The 15,367-nt window shown below is 68.7% G+C and carries 16 protein-coding genes; 12 read left to right on the top strand and 4 right to left on the bottom strand.

Features of this window, described 5'->3' with window-relative positions; genetic code table 11:
* Positions 1-14 precede the first annotated feature (14 nt).
* Positions 15-956, top strand: coding sequence for a DUF6607 family protein (locus tag DX03_RS16325; protein ID WP_038690448.1), 942 nt, complete (start codon positions 15-17; stop codon positions 954-956).
* A 500-nt stretch (positions 957-1,456) separates the two neighbouring features.
* On the opposite strand, the gene DX03_RS16320 is transcribed toward DX03_RS16325, so the two are convergent.
* Both DX03_RS16320 and DX03_RS16315 read right to left on the bottom strand, forming a co-directional pair.
* Entirely contained in the window at positions 1,457-3,943 is a 2,487-nt protein-coding gene (locus DX03_RS16320) for an ABC transporter permease (protein WP_038690446.1), read from the bottom strand.
* Positions 3,940-4,542: an ABC transporter ATP-binding protein gene (locus tag DX03_RS16315; RefSeq protein ID WP_038690444.1), complete on the bottom strand. Its 603-nt coding sequence runs from the start codon at positions 4,540-4,542 to the stop codon at positions 3,940-3,942. The genes DX03_RS16320 and DX03_RS16315 overlap by 4 nt, the downstream gene beginning before the upstream one ends.
* A gap of 120 nt (positions 4,543-4,662) precedes the next feature.
* Between DX03_RS16315 and DX03_RS16310 the strand changes: the two genes are divergently transcribed.
* The 3 genes from DX03_RS16310 to DX03_RS16300 all read left to right on the top strand — a co-directional run bounded on the left by DX03_RS16310 (position 4,663) and on the right by DX03_RS16300 (position 7,541).
* Positions 4,663-5,313 (top strand): arylesterase, encoded by a 651-nt coding sequence (locus DX03_RS16310; protein ID WP_038690442.1) that lies wholly within the window; start codon positions 4,663-4,665, stop codon positions 5,311-5,313.
* Positions 5,314-5,402: 89 nt separating this feature from the next.
* On the top strand, positions 5,403-6,116 hold the full coding sequence (locus DX03_RS16305) for a response regulator transcription factor (protein ID WP_019182442.1): 714 nt from the start codon (positions 5,403-5,405) through the stop codon (positions 6,114-6,116).
* A 153-nt stretch (positions 6,117-6,269) separates the two neighbouring features.
* Positions 6,270-7,541, top strand: coding sequence for a sensor histidine kinase (locus DX03_RS16300; RefSeq protein ID WP_038690440.1), 1,272 nt, complete (start codon positions 6,270-6,272; stop codon positions 7,539-7,541).
* 481 nt (positions 7,542-8,022) lie between these two features.
* On the opposite strand, the gene DX03_RS16295 is transcribed toward DX03_RS16300, so the two are convergent.
* The gene (locus DX03_RS16295; protein WP_038690439.1) at positions 8,023-8,727 is read right to left on the bottom strand and encodes an SGNH/GDSL hydrolase family protein; all 705 of its coding nucleotides are present in this window, start codon (positions 8,725-8,727) and stop codon (positions 8,023-8,025) included.
* A gap of 287 nt (positions 8,728-9,014) precedes the next feature.
* On the opposite strand from DX03_RS16295, the gene DX03_RS16290 reads away from it, so the two are divergent.
* The 8 genes from DX03_RS16290 to DX03_RS16255 all read left to right on the top strand — a co-directional run bounded on the left by DX03_RS16290 (position 9,015) and on the right by DX03_RS16255 (position 14,576).
* Entirely contained in the window at positions 9,015-9,395 is a 381-nt protein-coding gene (locus DX03_RS16290; RefSeq protein ID WP_038692485.1) for a diacylglycerol kinase, read from the top strand.
* Positions 9,396-9,437: 42 nt separating this feature from the next.
* A complete protein-coding gene (locus DX03_RS16285; RefSeq protein ID WP_038692483.1) occupies positions 9,438-10,187 on the top strand; it encodes a TerC family protein in 750 nt (249 codons plus the stop codon).
* 86 nt (positions 10,188-10,273) lie between these two features.
* Complete coding sequence (locus DX03_RS16280) at positions 10,274-10,915, top strand: LemA family protein (protein ID WP_038690437.1); 642 nt, start codon at positions 10,274-10,276, stop codon at positions 10,913-10,915.
* 4 nt (positions 10,916-10,919) lie between these two features.
* Positions 10,920-11,822: a TPM domain-containing protein gene (locus DX03_RS16275; protein WP_038690435.1), complete on the top strand. Its 903-nt coding sequence runs from the start codon at positions 10,920-10,922 to the stop codon at positions 11,820-11,822.
* The gene (locus DX03_RS16270; protein ID WP_038690433.1) at positions 11,822-12,310 is read left to right on the top strand and encodes a TPM domain-containing protein; all 489 of its coding nucleotides are present in this window, start codon (positions 11,822-11,824) and stop codon (positions 12,308-12,310) included. Before DX03_RS16275 ends, DX03_RS16270 begins: the two co-directional genes overlap by 1 nt.
* An 84-nt stretch (positions 12,311-12,394) precedes the next feature.
* Positions 12,395-13,285 (top strand): prolipoprotein diacylglyceryl transferase, encoded by an 891-nt coding sequence (gene lgt / locus DX03_RS16265; RefSeq protein ID WP_038690431.1) that lies wholly within the window; start codon positions 12,395-12,397, stop codon positions 13,283-13,285.
* Positions 13,282-14,076, top strand: a complete 795-nt coding sequence (locus DX03_RS16260; protein WP_038690429.1) for a thymidylate synthase — start codon at positions 13,282-13,284, stop codon at positions 14,074-14,076. The genes lgt and DX03_RS16260 overlap by 4 nt, the downstream gene beginning before the upstream one ends.
* Positions 14,077-14,081: 5 nt before the next feature.
* Positions 14,082-14,576 carry a dihydrofolate reductase gene (locus tag DX03_RS16255; protein WP_038692481.1) on the top strand — a complete coding sequence of 165 codons (495 nt, stop codon included), beginning with the start codon at positions 14,082-14,084 and terminating at the stop codon, positions 14,574-14,576.
* A gap of 192 nt (positions 14,577-14,768) precedes the next feature.
* Here DX03_RS16255 and DX03_RS16250 read toward each other — a convergent pair whose 3' ends face one another.
* Positions 14,769-15,350, bottom strand: a complete 582-nt coding sequence (locus DX03_RS16250) for a hypothetical protein (RefSeq protein WP_185753370.1) — start codon at positions 15,348-15,350, stop codon at positions 14,769-14,771.
* Between the last annotated feature and the right edge of the window lie 17 nt (positions 15,351-15,367).

Here is a 15,367-nt window from a genome sequence, read left to right as displayed (position 1 = left end):
AAGGAACTCCTTGGATGAAACACCAGATAGCCAGTGCGTGCCTGCTGCTTGCCGGCAGTGGTATGGCCCACGCCCAGCCCTCGAACCTGCAGCGCGACCACGACAGCATCGTGGCGATGAAGGGCGAATACGTGGTCGATTTCGCCTTCGACGAGACGGTGCTGTTGAAGCCGGGTTACGAGCGCGCGCCGGCCGTGCGCAGCGGCGGCAACGAGGTGGTGATCGTGGTGGAGGACAGCCCGACGCGGGTGGTCCTGCAGCACCTGCTGGTGGATCCCAAGAGCGGCCATGTGACCAAGCACTGGCGGCAGGATTGGGGGTACGAAGCACCGCACCGGTTCGAGTTCAGTGCCGACCAGACCTGGCAGGTGCGCACCATCCCGGCCGCGGTCAACGCCGGTGCCTGGACCCAGTGCGTGTACGAAGTGAGCGATGCGCCGCGCTACTGCGGCACGGGCACCTGGGTCTACGACAACGGCGTGGCGACGTGGACCAGCGACCTGAGCTGGCGCCCGCTGCCGCGCCGTGAGTACACCCGCCGCAGCGACTACAACGCGCTGGCGGTGGTCAACCGGCACACGCTGACGCCGAACGGATGGACGCACGAGCAGTTCAACACCAAGGTCCTGCGCAACGCCGACGGCAGCCAGCAGGAGATCGCACGCGAGTTCGGCTTCAACGACTACACCAAAACCACCGAGGTCGACTTCAAACCGGCCTACGACTACTGGACCGCCACCGCCGGCTACTGGGCCAAGGTCCGCCAGCGTTGGGACGGGTTCCTGGGCCAGGCGCCGGGCGTGCACCTGAAAACGAAGCTGGACGGGATGGCGATGATCATTCCGCTGTTCACCCAGGCCCAGGATCTGCAGGACGGCAAGAAAGTGAAGGACGCGCAGATCGACGCGGTGTTCAAGCAGTGGGTGGAAAAGGCACCGGCCGACGCCGCCCGCTGAGTTCGTCCACCCGCTTAGCCAAAAAGAGGTTCTTCGCTCATCTGAGGGGCAGGCAGAAACGTGCATTGGCGCTTTCCCGGCGCAGCCGGCGGCGGGTCGGGCGCTGGGCCCCCATGCCCTTTCCGGCGACGCCCCCGGCGTCGGCCTGCGGCCGCCACCTCCTCCTTTATTTCGCCTCCAAGGGCATGGCAGCCCAGCGCCCGACCCACCGACGGCGCCAGAGAATTCTGCTTGGTTCTTCCGCAAGCCGAGCCCCGTAGCAGCCGGTAGGCCCCTGGGCAAAATAAAGGAGGAGGCCGCCCAGCGGCCGGGGGACATTTGCGCCAGGGGCCTAGCGGCTGCTACGGGGCCCTGACGCTCGCGACCGGCCCGATCGGAGACGCTTCTTTTTTCTGGAGTGCAGTCGGCCAACCCCGGCAGAACCACGCCATGCGTGGCTGCGCTTCAAACGCCAACCGACCCACGGTCGGTCGCGACGCGGCCTGAGCGCCGCGCCCGCCTCACACCTCGCGCAATGCCAGCGCCGGCGGGGTGTGCAGGATCCGCCGCGTGCCCCACCAGCCGGCCAGCATGCTCAGGCCCACCCCGATCACGCCGCCAACCAGCAGCGGTCCCCACGGCGGGCTCAGGGTCAGTTCGAACACCTGCCGCGCCACCACGCTGCCCAGCAGCGCCGCCGCGCCCACCGCCAGCAGCGCCGACAACAGCCCCAGCGCGCCGAATTCCACCAGCACCGCCCCGCGCAGCTGGGTGCGCGTGGCGCCCAGCGTGCGCAGCACCGCGCTGTCGTAACGGCGCTCGCCGGCCGTGGCCTGCAGCGCCGCCAGCAGCACCAGCAGCCCGGCCAGCAGACTGAAGCCCATCACCAGCTGCACCGCCTGGGTCACCCGGTCCACCACCTCGCGTACCCGCTGCAGGATCCCGTCGATATCCAGCAGCGAGATGTTCGGGTAATCGCGGGTCAGCGCGGCCAGCTGCGTGGCCTGCGCCCGTGGCAGGTGGAAGGCGGTGATCAGGTTGTAGGGCGCATCGCCCACCGCACCTTCGTTGAGCAGCAGGAAGAAGTTGACCCGGAACGAATCCCAGTCGGCCTTGCGGATGCTGGTTACGGTGAAGCTGCGTTGCTGCTCGCCCATCTGCAGCGTCACCGTGTCGCCCAGCTTCATCCCGTAGCGCTCGGCCCAGCCCTGTTCGATGGAGGCCTCCGCCGCCGTGCTGCCGACGGCCCAGTAGCGCCCACTCAGCAGCGTGTTGGCCGGCGGGAAATCATGCCGCCAGGAGAAGTTGACCGGGCGGTTGGCATCATCGTCGTCGTTGCTGTTGTCCTGCCGTTCCTGCCGCTGCGGCGGCCGGTCGTTGACCGCCAGCAGGCGACCGGTACTGAACGGCTCGATCCCCGGCGCGGCCACGCCCAGCCCCTGCAGGGTGGTCAGCACGGCGTCGCGCTGCTCGGGCTGGATGTTCATCAGGAAGTAGTTGGGCGTGTCCACCGGCAGGCGGTCGCGCCACTGCGCCAGCAGCCCTGGCCCGATCACCGACAGCAGCAACAGCGCGCACAGCGACAGCGACAGCCCCACCAGCTGCAGCACCGCCAGACCACGGCGGCGGGTGAGGGCGGCCAGGCCCAGCTTCCAGCGCCCGCGCAGGCGCGGCTGCAGGCCACGCAGCAGCCACAGCAGAAACGCGCCCAGCGCGCCGGCCAGGGCGGCCAGGGCGGCCAATCCACCCAGCACCCAGGCGGCCAGCTTCACATCGCCGGTGGCCTGCACGGTCAGCGCCACCGTGGCTGCCAGTGCGGCCACGTAAACCAGCAGCGAACTCGGCGGCAGGGCGGCGAAGCTGCGGTTGAGCACGCGCATCGGCGGCACCCGGCGCAGCCGCAGCAGCGGCGGCAGGCCGAAGCCCAGCAGCAGCACCAGGCCGATACCCGCGCCACTCAGCGCCGGGGTGGCCTGCGGCAGCGGCAAGCGGTTGGGAATCAACCCGCCCAGCGCCTGCACCAGCCCGGCCTGCGCGGCCATGCCCAAGCCGATCCCGACCAGGCACGCCGGCACCGCCAGCATCACCAGCTGCAGCGCCATGGCGCTGAGAATGTCGCGTTGGCGCGCGCCCAGGCAGCGCAGGATGGCCACCTGGTCGATCCGGCGCAGTGCGAACCGGTTGGCCGCCAGCGCGGTGGCCACGCCGGCCAGCAGCACCGCCAGCAGGGCGGCCAACGACAGGAAGCGGCCGGCCAGGTCGAACGCACCGCGCACGCCGCGCTGCGTGTCGGCGATGCCGACGATGCGGTAGCCCTTGGCCTGCGGCGCCAGCCACGCGCGGAAGTCGGCGATGGCCTCCGGTGCGCCGGCGAACATCATCCGGTACGAGGCGCGGCTGCCGGGGCCGAGCAGGCCGGCCGCGTCGACGTCGGCGCGGTTGACCAGCAGCGGCGGAGAGAGCTGCATCAGCTCGCCGGAGGTATCCGGTTCGGCCTGCAGCACGCGGGTAACGGTGAGGCTGCCCGCGCCGAATTCCAGCGCGTCACCCACCGTCAGGCCCAGCGCCTGCATCAGCCGCGGATCGGCGTAGGCCTGCCCGGCGGGCGGCGCGCCGGCCGGCTCGGGAGAGGTGCCCTGCAGGCCGCGGCTGACCAGCAGTTGCCCGCGCAGCGGGTAGCCGTCGCTGACCGCCTTGATGTTGGCCATCTGGCTGGCCTCGCCATGGAACAGCACGGTGGGGAAGCTGACCATGCGGGTGTTGGCCAGCCCGCGCGCGCGGGCGGCTTCGGCAAACGCCTGCGGGATGTCGTCGCGGGCGTTCAGGCCCAGGTCGCCGCCCAGCATCTCCGCGGCGCTGCCGGTCAGGGCCAGTGTGACCCGGTTGACCAGCGTGCCCACCGCGGTCATCACCGCCACACCGAGTACCAGCGCGGCGAAGACGGTGAGCAGGTCACCGGCAAGGAATTCGCGGCGCAGGGCGCGCGCGGCATGCGTGACCACGTTCATGCGGACACGCCGGCCGCGTTGTCCACCAAGCGGCCGCCATCAAGCCGGTAGATGCGCTGGCAGCGCTGGGCCAGCCGCAGGTCATGGGTGACCAGCACCAGCGTGGTGTCGCTGGTGGCATTGAGGGCGAACAGCAGGTCGCTGATCTGCTGGCCGGTGGCCTGGTCCAGGCTACCGGTGGGCTCATCGGCAAACAGGATGCGCGGCTTGGCCACGAATGCCCGTGCCAGCGCCACGCGCTGCTGTTCGCCGCCGGACAGCTGGCGCGGGTAGTGGCGGGCGCGATGGGTAAGCCCCACCTGCGCCAGCACCTCGCGCACGCGCGTGGGATCTTCGCGCCCGGCCAGCTCCAGCGGCAGTGCGATGTTCTCTTCGGCGGTCAGCGCCGGCAGCAGGTGGAAGCTCTGGAACACAAAGCCCACTTCGCGGGCGCGCAGCTGCGCGCGGTCTTCCTCGTCCAGGGCATTGAGGTCCGACCCGGCCAGCGTGACCCGCCCGCGGCTGGGCAGGTCCAGTCCGGCCAGCAGGCCGAGCAGGGTGGTCTTGCCGGAACCTGAAGCGCCGACGATGGCGATGCTCTCGCCTTCATGGACGGTCATGCCAATGTTGTCCAGTATGTGGACTTCACCCTCCGGGCCACGCGCGGATTTGCCCACGTCATGGGCGGCGATGGCGACGGACGCGCTGCGGGGGGACAGGCTGTCGATGAGGATTCTCCAATGTACCGAGCGATGTGGAAGGGCCGCGCGGCCCTGATGGTCTGGATGCTGGCAGCATTGCTGCTGGCGCCGTTGCTGGCGTGTGCCAAAGGTGCCGCCCCGGCCAACGCGGTGCTGGTGGTCGGCGACAGCCTCAGTGCTGCCCACAATATCCCGGCCGAATCGGGCTGGGTGAACCTGCTTCAGCAGCGGGTCAAACAACAGGTGAAGCCGGCCCCGGCGATCATCAACGCCAGCATCAGCGGCGAGACCACCGCCGGCGCGCTCACCCGCCTGCCGGGCCTGCTGGCCAAGCACCGCCCGGCGGTGGTGGTGATCGAGCTGGGGGGCAACGACGCGCTGCGCGGGCTCACCCCGGTGCAGCTGCGCGGCAACCTGGAGAAGATGATCGTGGCCAGCCAGACGGCTGGCGCGAAGGTGCTGCTGCTGGGCATCGATGTGCCGCCCAACTACGGCCCGGCCTACCGCCAGCGCCTCAAGGACGTGTATGCCGGGCTGGCCAGCCAGTACAAGGTGCCGCTGCTGCCGTTCCTGCTGGACGGGGTGGCGCTGCAGCCGGGGCTGATGCAGGCCGACGGCCTGCATCCCACCGCCGCGGCCCAGCCGCGGGTGCTGGACAACGTCTGGCCGCACCTCAAACCCCTGCTCTGACAACGATTTCGATTCCGGTGTGAGCGACTTCACACCGCCTCCACTGCCGATGCGGCATGTTTCACAAAGCTGAAGAAAGAGGGAATCCCATGCGTCAGACAAAGGAGACCTCCGGCCTGGTGCTGGTGGTCGAGGACAACCGCAATATTTCCGAGATGATCGGTGAGTATCTGGAAGGCCGCGGGTTCGAAGTCGACTATGCCCAGGACGGGCTGGACGGCTATCGCCTTGCGGCGGAGAACAGTTATGACGTGGTGGTGCTGGACCTGATGCTGCCGCGCCTGGACGGCATTGAAGTCTGCCGCCGGCTGCGCAACGACGCCCGCAAGTCGACCCCGGTGCTGATGCTGACCGCGCGCGATACGCTGGACGACAAGCTGACTGGCCTGGGCTTTGGCGCCGACGATTACCTGACCAAGCCGTTCGCGATCCAGGAACTGGAGGCACGCCTGCGTGCCCTGATCCGTCGCGAACGTCGCCAGGTGGGCTCGGAAGTGCTCAAGGTGGCCGACCTGGTGCTGGATCCGGTGAGCATGCGGGCCACCCGCGCGGGCACCGAACTGCAGCTGTCGCCGATCGGTCTGCGCCTGTTGACCATCCTGATGCGCGAATCGCCCCGCGTGGTGACCCGCCAGGAAATCGAGCGCGAGATCTGGGGCAATGGCCTGCCGGACTCGGACACCCTGCGCAGCCATCTGTACAACCTGCGCAAGATCATCGACAAGCCGTTCGACCGCCCCCTGCTGCACACCGTGCAGAGCGCGGGTTACCGCATCGCCGACATCGCCCAGCCGATGAGCTGATGCACATCGCAGTGGCTGGCGCATGACCGGAGGGGCCGTGAACGGCCCCGATCGAGACAACGACCCGCGTGTTTGCGGGTCGTTGTCGTTTCTTGCACGACGGAATCACGGCGCGCTTCCCTATAATCGCGGCGAACCGCCCTGGACCCCGTAATGCCGCACGGTCTGCCGCGCAAGATACGCATCGTCTTCATTCTTCAAGCCGTGCTGGCCAGCCTGGGCATCCTGCTGGGCGCATGGCTGGTGTCGCTGGTGATCAAGCACAGCCTGGTCAGCAGCGCGCTGAAGGAGGAGGCGACGTACTACTGGCAGCTCTACGACGCCTCGCCGATGCAGCCGCCGCCGAACACGCAGAACATCCGCGGCTACCTGCTCGAAACCGGGCGTTCGCCGTTGAGCCTGCCGGCCAACCTGCGCGCGCTGCCGCCGGGCTTCCACGAACTGAAAGCAGACGACCAGCTGGTGCTGGTGGACGCGCGCCCGGAAGGGCGGCTGTACCTGGTGTTCCTGCGCTCGCGCGCGGAGATGCTGGCGTTCTGGTTCGGCATCGTGCCGGTGCTGCTGACGTTGCTGGCGGTGTATGGCGCCTCGTGGGTGACCTATCGGGCGTCCAAGCGCCTGGTGTCGCCGGTGAACTGGCTGGCGCGGCGGGTGTCGCGCTGGGACCCGGGGCATCCCGAAGCGGCCGATCTGGCACCGGACAAGTTGCCGGCGGACATGCAGGGCGAAACGCGCCAGCTGGCAGCGGCCCTGCATTCGCTGGCCACGCGGGTCACCGCGCATGTGGCACGCGAGCGCAACTTCACCCGCGATGCGAGCCATGAGCTGCGCACGCCGTTGACCGTGATCCGGGTCGCCAGCGATATCGCCCTGGGTGACCAGGAGCTGACGCCGCGCCTGCGCCGCGGACTCAACCGCATCCAGCGGGCAGGCCGCGACATGGAGGCGGTGATCGACGCCTTCCTGATCCTGGCCCGCGAGGCGGACGTGGAGCCGCAGGTGGAGCTGTTCGATGTCAACGAGATCGTGCGCTACGAGGTGGACAACGCGCGCGAGCTGATGGCGGGTCGACCGGTGGAGATTTTCCTGCACAGTGCAGGCCCGGTGCAGCTGCACGCACCGCCGCGGGTGCTGCAGGTGGTGGTGAGCAACCTGTTGCGCAACGCCTGCAGTTACACCGACGAGGGGCGCATCGATGTGGATGTGCTGGACGATCGGGTGGTGGTGCGCGACACCGGGATCGGGATGTCGGCCGAGGCGTTGGGACGGGCGTTCGAGCCGTTCTACCGGGCCGAGCCGACGCGGCCGCAGGGCACGGGGCTGGGGCTGTCGATCGTGCGGCGGTTGTGCGACCGGTTCGGGTGGGAGGTGCGTCTGGACAGCGAGTTGGGGCAGGGCACGCAGGCGGCTGTTTTGTACCGGTAGGGAGTTTCAGGGCAACGGCTGCTGGTTCTGTTTTTCTGCGTGTGGGTCGGGCCGGGTGGGGAGGGCAGAAGCAGCCGAGCATGGCTCGGCTCTACCGGTGTTGTTCAGAGGGTGTCTTTTTCGCGTGTTGATCATTGCCGCGCCGCGCGCGGCCAGCGGACCAACGGTCCGCTCTACCGATCCAGGCAGCGGACCAACGGTCCGCTCTACCGGGTGTGTTTCCGGATGGTTCCCAGCAAACGCGTTCGCGGATTGCCTCCGACAACGCACACCCGCCGTGGTAGGTGCCGACCGTTGGTCGGCACGCTCTTCCTCTTTTCCCAAACGCGCCGACCTACTGTCGAGGGTCGGGGTGGGTGAGGTGGCGGGACCGTTGGGCGCCATGGATGGCGCCCACGAGCCTCCAGGGATGGATTTACGGCGTGTCCCGCCACCTCACCCACCCCGGCCACCCCTCAGCAAACCGGCTTCAGCCGTTGCTTCAATCGCATGACACCTTAGGCGCCAACGCCGCCCGCCAGATCGCATACCCGTCCGGCGTCATGTGCAGCATGTCCTCGCGGAACAACGCCGCGCGCGGCTGCCCATCCCTGCCCAGCATCGGCGTGTAGATGTCGGTGTAGCCCGTGTTCGGCAGCTTGGCCAGCGCCGCCTTGATCATCGCGTTGGCCTCGATGATCGCCGGCAACAGGTTCGCCCGCGACGGGCTCGGCTTGATCGAGATGTACTCCACCGTCGTCTTCGGCAGATCGCGGTGCACCCGCTGCACGAAGGCCAGCACATCGTCGCGCACCTGCACCGCGCTGCGGCCGCTGTTGAGGTCGTTGTCGCCGGCGTAGAAGAACACCTTGCACGGCGCGTACGGCACCACCACCTGCCCGGCGTACCACGTGCTGTCGCGCACTTCCGAACCGCCGAAGCCGCGGTTGAACACCGGCTGGCCCGGGAAGTCGGCGGCCAGGGTGTCCCACATCCGGATCGAACTGCTGCCGATGAACTCGATGCCCCCGCGCGGCGGCGGGGTGGTGGCGTCTGCCTTGGCGAAAGCGGCCATGTCCTGGGCCCAGGCCACGTTGGACACCTGCGCCGGCACCTGCGGCGGCTTGGCCGGGGACAGGGCAAACGCGGGCAGGGCGGCGCCAAGCGCCAGGGCGAGCAACAGGGGGCGGGTGCAGCGGTAACGCATCGGCAGACTCCTCGGCATGGCGCCCCATCGAGCGCCCGGTTCGGTTGAAACCCCATCATAGAAGCTGGTGACCGGCACCGCTTTACCCGCCGTGGCGGGGCTGTGCGCCACGCGTTGCCGGCGCCGGGCCCGTCACTAGCACGCCCCGGCCCCGGCCGCCTCCGACGAAGGTGCGACAGGCTTGTGGCAAAATGACGGATTGCCTGCCCATTCAGCCCTGCCCATGACCCCTTGCTGCGCGCTGTTCCCCGTGTCCCGGCCCGCCCTGCGTGATGGAGCGTGCCCCCGTGGCTGACGAAATCGGGCACATGCCGCGCGGCCCCCGGCGCATCTTCAAGGCGGCGGTGTGGTCCTGGCAGGGTCTGCGGGCCGCCTGGCTGCACGAGTCCTCGTTCCGCCTGGAGGTCTACCTGCTGGTGGTGCTGGCCCCGCTGGCCCTGTGGCTGGGCCAGACCCCGGTGGAGCGCGCGCTGATGATCGGCTCGATGCTGCTGGTGCTGTCCATGGAACTGGCCAACTCGGCCATCGAAGCGGTGATCGAACGCTACGGCGCCGAATTCCACGAACTGGCCGGGCGCGCCAAGGACATGGGCTCGGCGGCCGTGTTCGTGCTGATGATGAACGTACTGCTGTGCTGGGGCCTGGTCCTGCTGCCCCGCTTCTTCTGAGCTGCCCCCACGGCGCATTCCCCCTTGTAAGGATCCATGTCCATGTTTCTTGAGTTGCTGTCCGACCCCAACGTCTGGTTGACCCTGTTCACGCTGAGCGCCCTGGAAATCGTGCTCGGCATCGACAACCTGGTCTTCATCTCCATCGCCGTGAGCAAGCTGCCCGAGTCGCGCCGTCCGTTCGCGCGCAAGCTCGGCATCGCGGTGGCCTGCATCACCCGCATCCTGCTGCTGGTGTCGCTGGCCTACCTGGCGCACATGGAAGCCAACCTGTTCACCGTGGCCGGTATCGGCATCTCCATCCGCGACCTGGTGCTGATCCTCGGCGGCCTGTTCCTGATCATCAAGGGCGGCATGGAAATCCGCGAGCTGATCACCGGCGGCGAAGACGAAGACCCCACCACCACCAAGGCCTCGGCCGTGTTCGGCATGGTCATCGCGCAGATCGCGGTGATCGACATCGTGTTCTCGCTGGACTCGGTCATCACCGCCGTCGGCATCGCCGACCACGTGCCGGTGATGGTGGCCGCGATCCTGCTGTCGGTGGCGGTCATGCTGCTGGCGGCCAACCCGCTGGGCCGCTTCATCGACGCCAACCCGACCGTGAAGATGCTGGCCCTGGCCTTCATCCTGCTGATCGGTGCGGTGCTGATCCTGGACGGTCTGGGCGTGCACGTGCCCAAGCCCTACATCTACGCGGCGATGGGCTTCTCGGTGCTGGTCGAATGGCTGAACCTGTTGATGCGCCGCCGTGCCGTGGCCCATAACGTGCCGGGCGCCGGCAACTGGTAGATACCGACCAACCGCCGTTACCCACATCGGCTTTACCGCAAACGTGGCATGCTCCGGGTCCCGTTCATCGAGATCCGGAGCCGGCCATGCGATCGTTCTCCCGCCTGTTGCTGTTGGCCGTGCTGGCCGCCCTGTTGTCCGGTTGCGGCTACAACGCCATCCAGCAGAAGGATGAGCAGGTCAAGGCCGGTTGGGCCGAAGTGCTCAACCAGTACAAGCGCCGCGCCGACCTGATTCCCAACCTGGTGCAGACCGTGGAAGGCTATGCCAACCAGGAACGCCAGGTGCTCACCGACGTGACCAATGCGCGTTCGCGGGTGGGCCAGATCAACGTCAACGCCGACGATGCGGACTCGCTGAAGCAGTTCCAGCAGGCCCAGGGCGAACTGAGCGGCGCGCTGTCGCGGCTGCTGGTGGTCACCGAAAACTACCCGAACCTCAAGTCCGACCAGGGCTTCCGCGACCTGCAGGCGCAGCTGGAAGGCACCGAGAACCGCATCACCGTGGCGCGTGGCCGCTACATCCAGATGGTGCAGGACTACAACACCTTCCTGCGCCAGTTCCCGCAGTTGATCACCGCCAAGTTGTTCGGCTACCAGGTCAAGCCGAACTTCACCGTGGACAACGAAGCGCAGATCTCCCAGCCGCCGGCGGTCAAGTTCGGTTCGCAGGCGCCGGCTCCGGCTCCGGCCCCCGCGCCGCAGCCGCAGCAGGCCCCGGCGCAGTAACCCGATGAACCTCCTTCGCCTGCTGCGCGGCCTGGTGCTGGCCGGGCTTTGCCTGGCCGGGCCGGCGGTTGCCCAGGCCGACGCGGTGATCCCGCCGCTGTCCTCGCCGGTGGTCGATACCACCGGCACCCTGGACGCCGCCCAGGTCCAGGCGCTGCAGGCACAGGCCCTGGCCCTGCAGCAGCGCAAGGGCAGCCAGTTGCAGATCCTGATGGTGCCCAGCACCGCGCCCGAGTCGATCGAGCAGTACACCCAGCGGGTGTTCGAGCAGTGGCAGATCGGCCGCAAGGGCGTGGACGACGGCGTGCTGCTGGTGGTGGCCAAGGACGACCGCCGGGTCCGCATCGAACCCGGTTACGGGCTGGAAGGGGCGATCCCCGACGCCATCGCCAACCGCGTCATCCAGGAGTACCTGGCCCCGCGCTTCCGCGCCAACGACTACGCCGGCGGCCTGGCCGATGCCAGCGCCGCGCTGGTCAAACTGATCGACGGCGAGGCACTGCCGGCGCCGGTCAGCACCCACCGCGCCAGCCCCAACCCCGACGGCGGCGGCTGGACCTTCGCGCTGGTGATCGGCTTCTTCGTCGGCAGCTTCCTGCGCGCCATCCTCGGCTGGCTGCCGCGCCCGGTGCGCGCGCTGCTGGGCGGCGGCGGCGCGGCGGTGGTCGCCTTCCTGTTCACCTCGTTGTGGCTGGCCAGTGGTTTGGCCGGCCTGATCGGCCTGTTCGTCGGCCTGTCCTCGGGCCGGGCCGGCGCGTTCGCGCGCAATGGCGGCTGGGGCGGTGGCGGAGGCTGGGGCAGTGGCGGCGGTGGTTGGGGCGGCGGTGGTGGCTTCGGCGGCGGTGGCGGCGGCTGGGGCGGCGGCGGTGGACGTTCAGGGGGCGGTGGCGCCTCGGGAGGCTGGTGATGCGCTGGCTTCGGCACGTGTTTTCCCCCTCGGTGCGGCGCGCGTTTCCGCCAGGACGCCTGCAGGCGATCACCGACGCGATCACCGCCGGCGAGCGTCGGCACGGTGGCCAGGTCATGTTCGCGGTGGAGGCGGACCTGCCACTGCTGGCGCTGTGGCAGCGGGTCAGCCCCCGCCAGCGCGCCGAGCATGCCTTCGCGCAGCTGCGCACCTGGGATACCGAACACAACAACGGCGTGCTGGTGTACCTGCTGCTGGCCGACCACGCCATCGAGCTGGTCGCCGACCGCGGCCTGCGCGGCAAGGTGGGCGAGGCGCAATGGGCGGCGATCTGCGCCCACATGCAGCAGCGCCTGCGCGACGGTGCGTTGCAGGACGCGGTACTGCTGGCCATCGAGGAGGTATCAGACCTGCTGGCCGGGCACTATCCGCCGGTTCCGGGGTCACAGGATGACGGCCTGCCGAACACGCCGCAGATTCTGGGCTGAAGCCCGGCAATCGCGCGATCGGGGCCGCCGCGAGGCCGCTCCCGGGCGGCGCTAGAATATCTGCATCCCTGCAAGGCGTCCTTCATGATCTATTTCCACGACATCGACCCCATCGCCATCTCGCTTGGGCCGGTCAAAGTGCATTGGTACGGCATCATGTACCTGCTCGGCTTCACCGCCGCCTGGTGGCTGGGGCGCAAGCGGATCGCGGCCGGGCGCCTGCCGGGGGTGAATGCCGACGGTTTCTCCGACCTGCTGTTCTACGCCATGCTCGGCGTGGTGGTGGGCGGGCGCGTGGGCTACATGCTGTTCTATGCGCTGGGCGATTTCCTGCACAACCCGCTGCTGCTGTTCAAGGTGTGGGACGGCGGCATGAGTTTCCACGGCGGCCTGCTGGGCGTGCTGTTCGCCGCGTGGTGGTGGTCGCGCAAGCACCGCCTGCACCTGTTCGATACCCTGGATTTCGTGGCCCCGCTGGTTCCGTTGGGCCTGGGCTTCGGCCGCGTCGGCAACTTCATCGGTGCCGAGCTGTGGGGCAAGTACACCGGCGGCAACTGGGGCGTGGTGTTTCCCAGTGGCCTGCCGGCGCCGTTGAACGCGCTGGACCTGGCCACGCTGAAGGAGCAGTTCGCCACCGGCGCGCTCAACCCATACGCCCGCCATCCCTCGCAGCTGTATGAAGCGCTGCTGGAGGGCCTGGTGATGTTCCTGGTGCTGTGGGCGGTGTCGGCCACGCCGCGCCACCGCTACGTCATCGCCGGCCTGTTCGCGCTTCTGTACGGCATCTTCCGCTTCGCAGTGGAGTTCGTGCGCATGCCCGACAACGGCGTGTACGTCGCCTTCGGCTGGCTGACCAAGGGCCAGATCCTGTGCGTGCCGCTGATCGCCTTCGGCCTGGTGCTGCTGGCGTTGTCGCGCCGCGCCCCGGTGCTGCAGCCGCAGCTGCCGGTGCAGGCCGCGGGGGCGAAGGCATGAAGCCGTACCTGGACCTGCTGCAGCACGTGCTGGACCACGGCACCGAGAAGTCCGACCGCACCGGCACCGGCACGCGCAGCGTGTTCGGCTGGCAGATGCGCTTCAACCTGGGCGACGGCTTTCCGCTGGTCACCACCAAGAAGCTGCACCTGCGGTCGATCATCCATGAGCTGCTGTGGTTCCTGAAGGGCGACACCAACATCGGCTACCTCACCGACAACCAGGTGCGCATCTGGGACGAGTGGGCCGATGCCAACGGCGACCTGGGTCCGATCTACGGCAAGCAGTGGCGCAGCTGGGCCACCGCTGATGGCGGCAGCATCGACCAGATGCAGTGGCTGGTGGAGGAGATCAAGCGCAACCCTGATTCGCGGCGGCTGGTGGTCAGCGCCTGGAACGTGGGCGAGCTGTCGCAGATGGCGTTGATGCCGTGCCACAACCTGTTCCAGTTCTACGTGGTGGACGGCAAGCTCAGCTGCCAGCTGTACCAGCGCAGCGGCGACATTTTCCTGGGCGTGCCGTTCAACATTGCCAGCTACGCGCTGCTCACCCACATGGTGGCGCAGGCCACCGGGTTGGGCGTGGGCGACTTCGTGCATACCCTGGGCGACGCGCACCTGTATTCCAACCACGTCGAGCAGGCGCGCGAGCAGCTGTCGCGCACGCCGCGCGCGCTGCCGCAGCTGTGGTTGAACCCGGCGGTCACCGACCTGTTCGGCTTCCAGTTCGATGACATCCGCATCGACGGTTACGACCCGCACCCGGCGATCAAGGCGCCGGTGGCGGTATGACGGCGATCCGGCTGTCGCTGATCGCCGCGCTGGACCGCAGCCACGGCATTGGCCACGACAACCAGTTGCCGTGGCAGCTGCCCGATGACCTCAAACGCTTCAAGGCGCTGACCCTGGGCAAGCCGATCCTGATGGGGCGCAAGACCGCGCAGTCGCTGGGTCGCGCGCTGCCGGGGCGTCCCAACCTGGTGCTCACCCGCAGCGGCCAGGTGCCGTTCGAGGGCATGCAGGCGGTGGCCTCGGTGGACGACGCGCTGGCCTTCGCCGCGGCCAGCGGTGCCGACGAACTGTGCGTGATCGGCGGGGGCGAGGTGTATCGCCTGACGATGGCCCAGGCCACCGACCTGCACCTGACCTGGGTGGACACCACAGTGACCGCCGACACCTACTTCCCGCCGGTCGACCCGGCGCTGTGGGTGGAAGTGGCACGCGAGCACCACCCGGCCGACGCACGGCATTCGACCGCGTTCGACTTCGTGGATTACACGCGTCACCCGTAGAGCCGGGTTCTACCCGGCTGGTATCAGCAGCGCGCGCACCCACCGAACGGCAGCCGGGCAGAGCCCGGCGCTACGTGGCTTGTGCCAGACGCCCGTGCACCCATCGAAGGGAAGCGCCGTAGAGCCGGGCTCTGCCCGGCTTCGTTCAGCAGCCTGTGCACTTACAGAAGCGCAGCCGGGCAGTGCCCGACGTCATGCGCGCGTTTTGATCCCCAGCAACGTCAACGATGCGGCCATCCGCGCCGGGTCGGCGCCGTGCTGCAGCGCATGTTGCAGGCAGGCCTTGTCGTCGTCATTCAACGCGGCATCGCGTTGCAGGCCGGCGGCCGGTACGAACGACGGTGCCGCCAGCAATGCCTCCGGTGCGGCGAAACGCGCGAACCACGGAAGCAGCACGTCGGCGGTGTAGCGCTCAAGATCGGCCAGGCAGCGCTCACGGCCATGCCCCGATGCCAGGTTGAAGCGCAGGTGGAAGCGCGACTCACGCAGTGCCAGCAACGCGTCCTGGCTGTCCGGCCCGTTCAGGGCCAGCGCCGGAAAATCGCTGTCGAGCACGCGGACGCCGGCCTGCAGACGTAGCGCAAGCGAGGTGTCGATGCTTGCCCGGCCGGCGCCTTCGCGCTGCAGGAACACGAAGCTGGCGGTATGCGCATGGCGCTGCACCCACAGCATCTTGCGCGTGCGTTGGAACCCGATGGGCGCCAGCAGCGCGTCGAACGCGGCCTGCATGCCTGCCAATGATGCCGTGGGAGTGGCGGGAGACGGTTCGGGCATGGGCGCGTCCTTGCGGT

It is taken from the genome of Stenotrophomonas rhizophila (assembly GCF_000661955.1).
Classification (GTDB): domain Bacteria; phylum Pseudomonadota; class Gammaproteobacteria; order Xanthomonadales; family Xanthomonadaceae; genus Stenotrophomonas; species Stenotrophomonas rhizophila.
The sequence above is the reverse complement of the archived record's forward strand: the minus strand, read 5'-3'. Positions and strand labels throughout refer to the sequence as shown.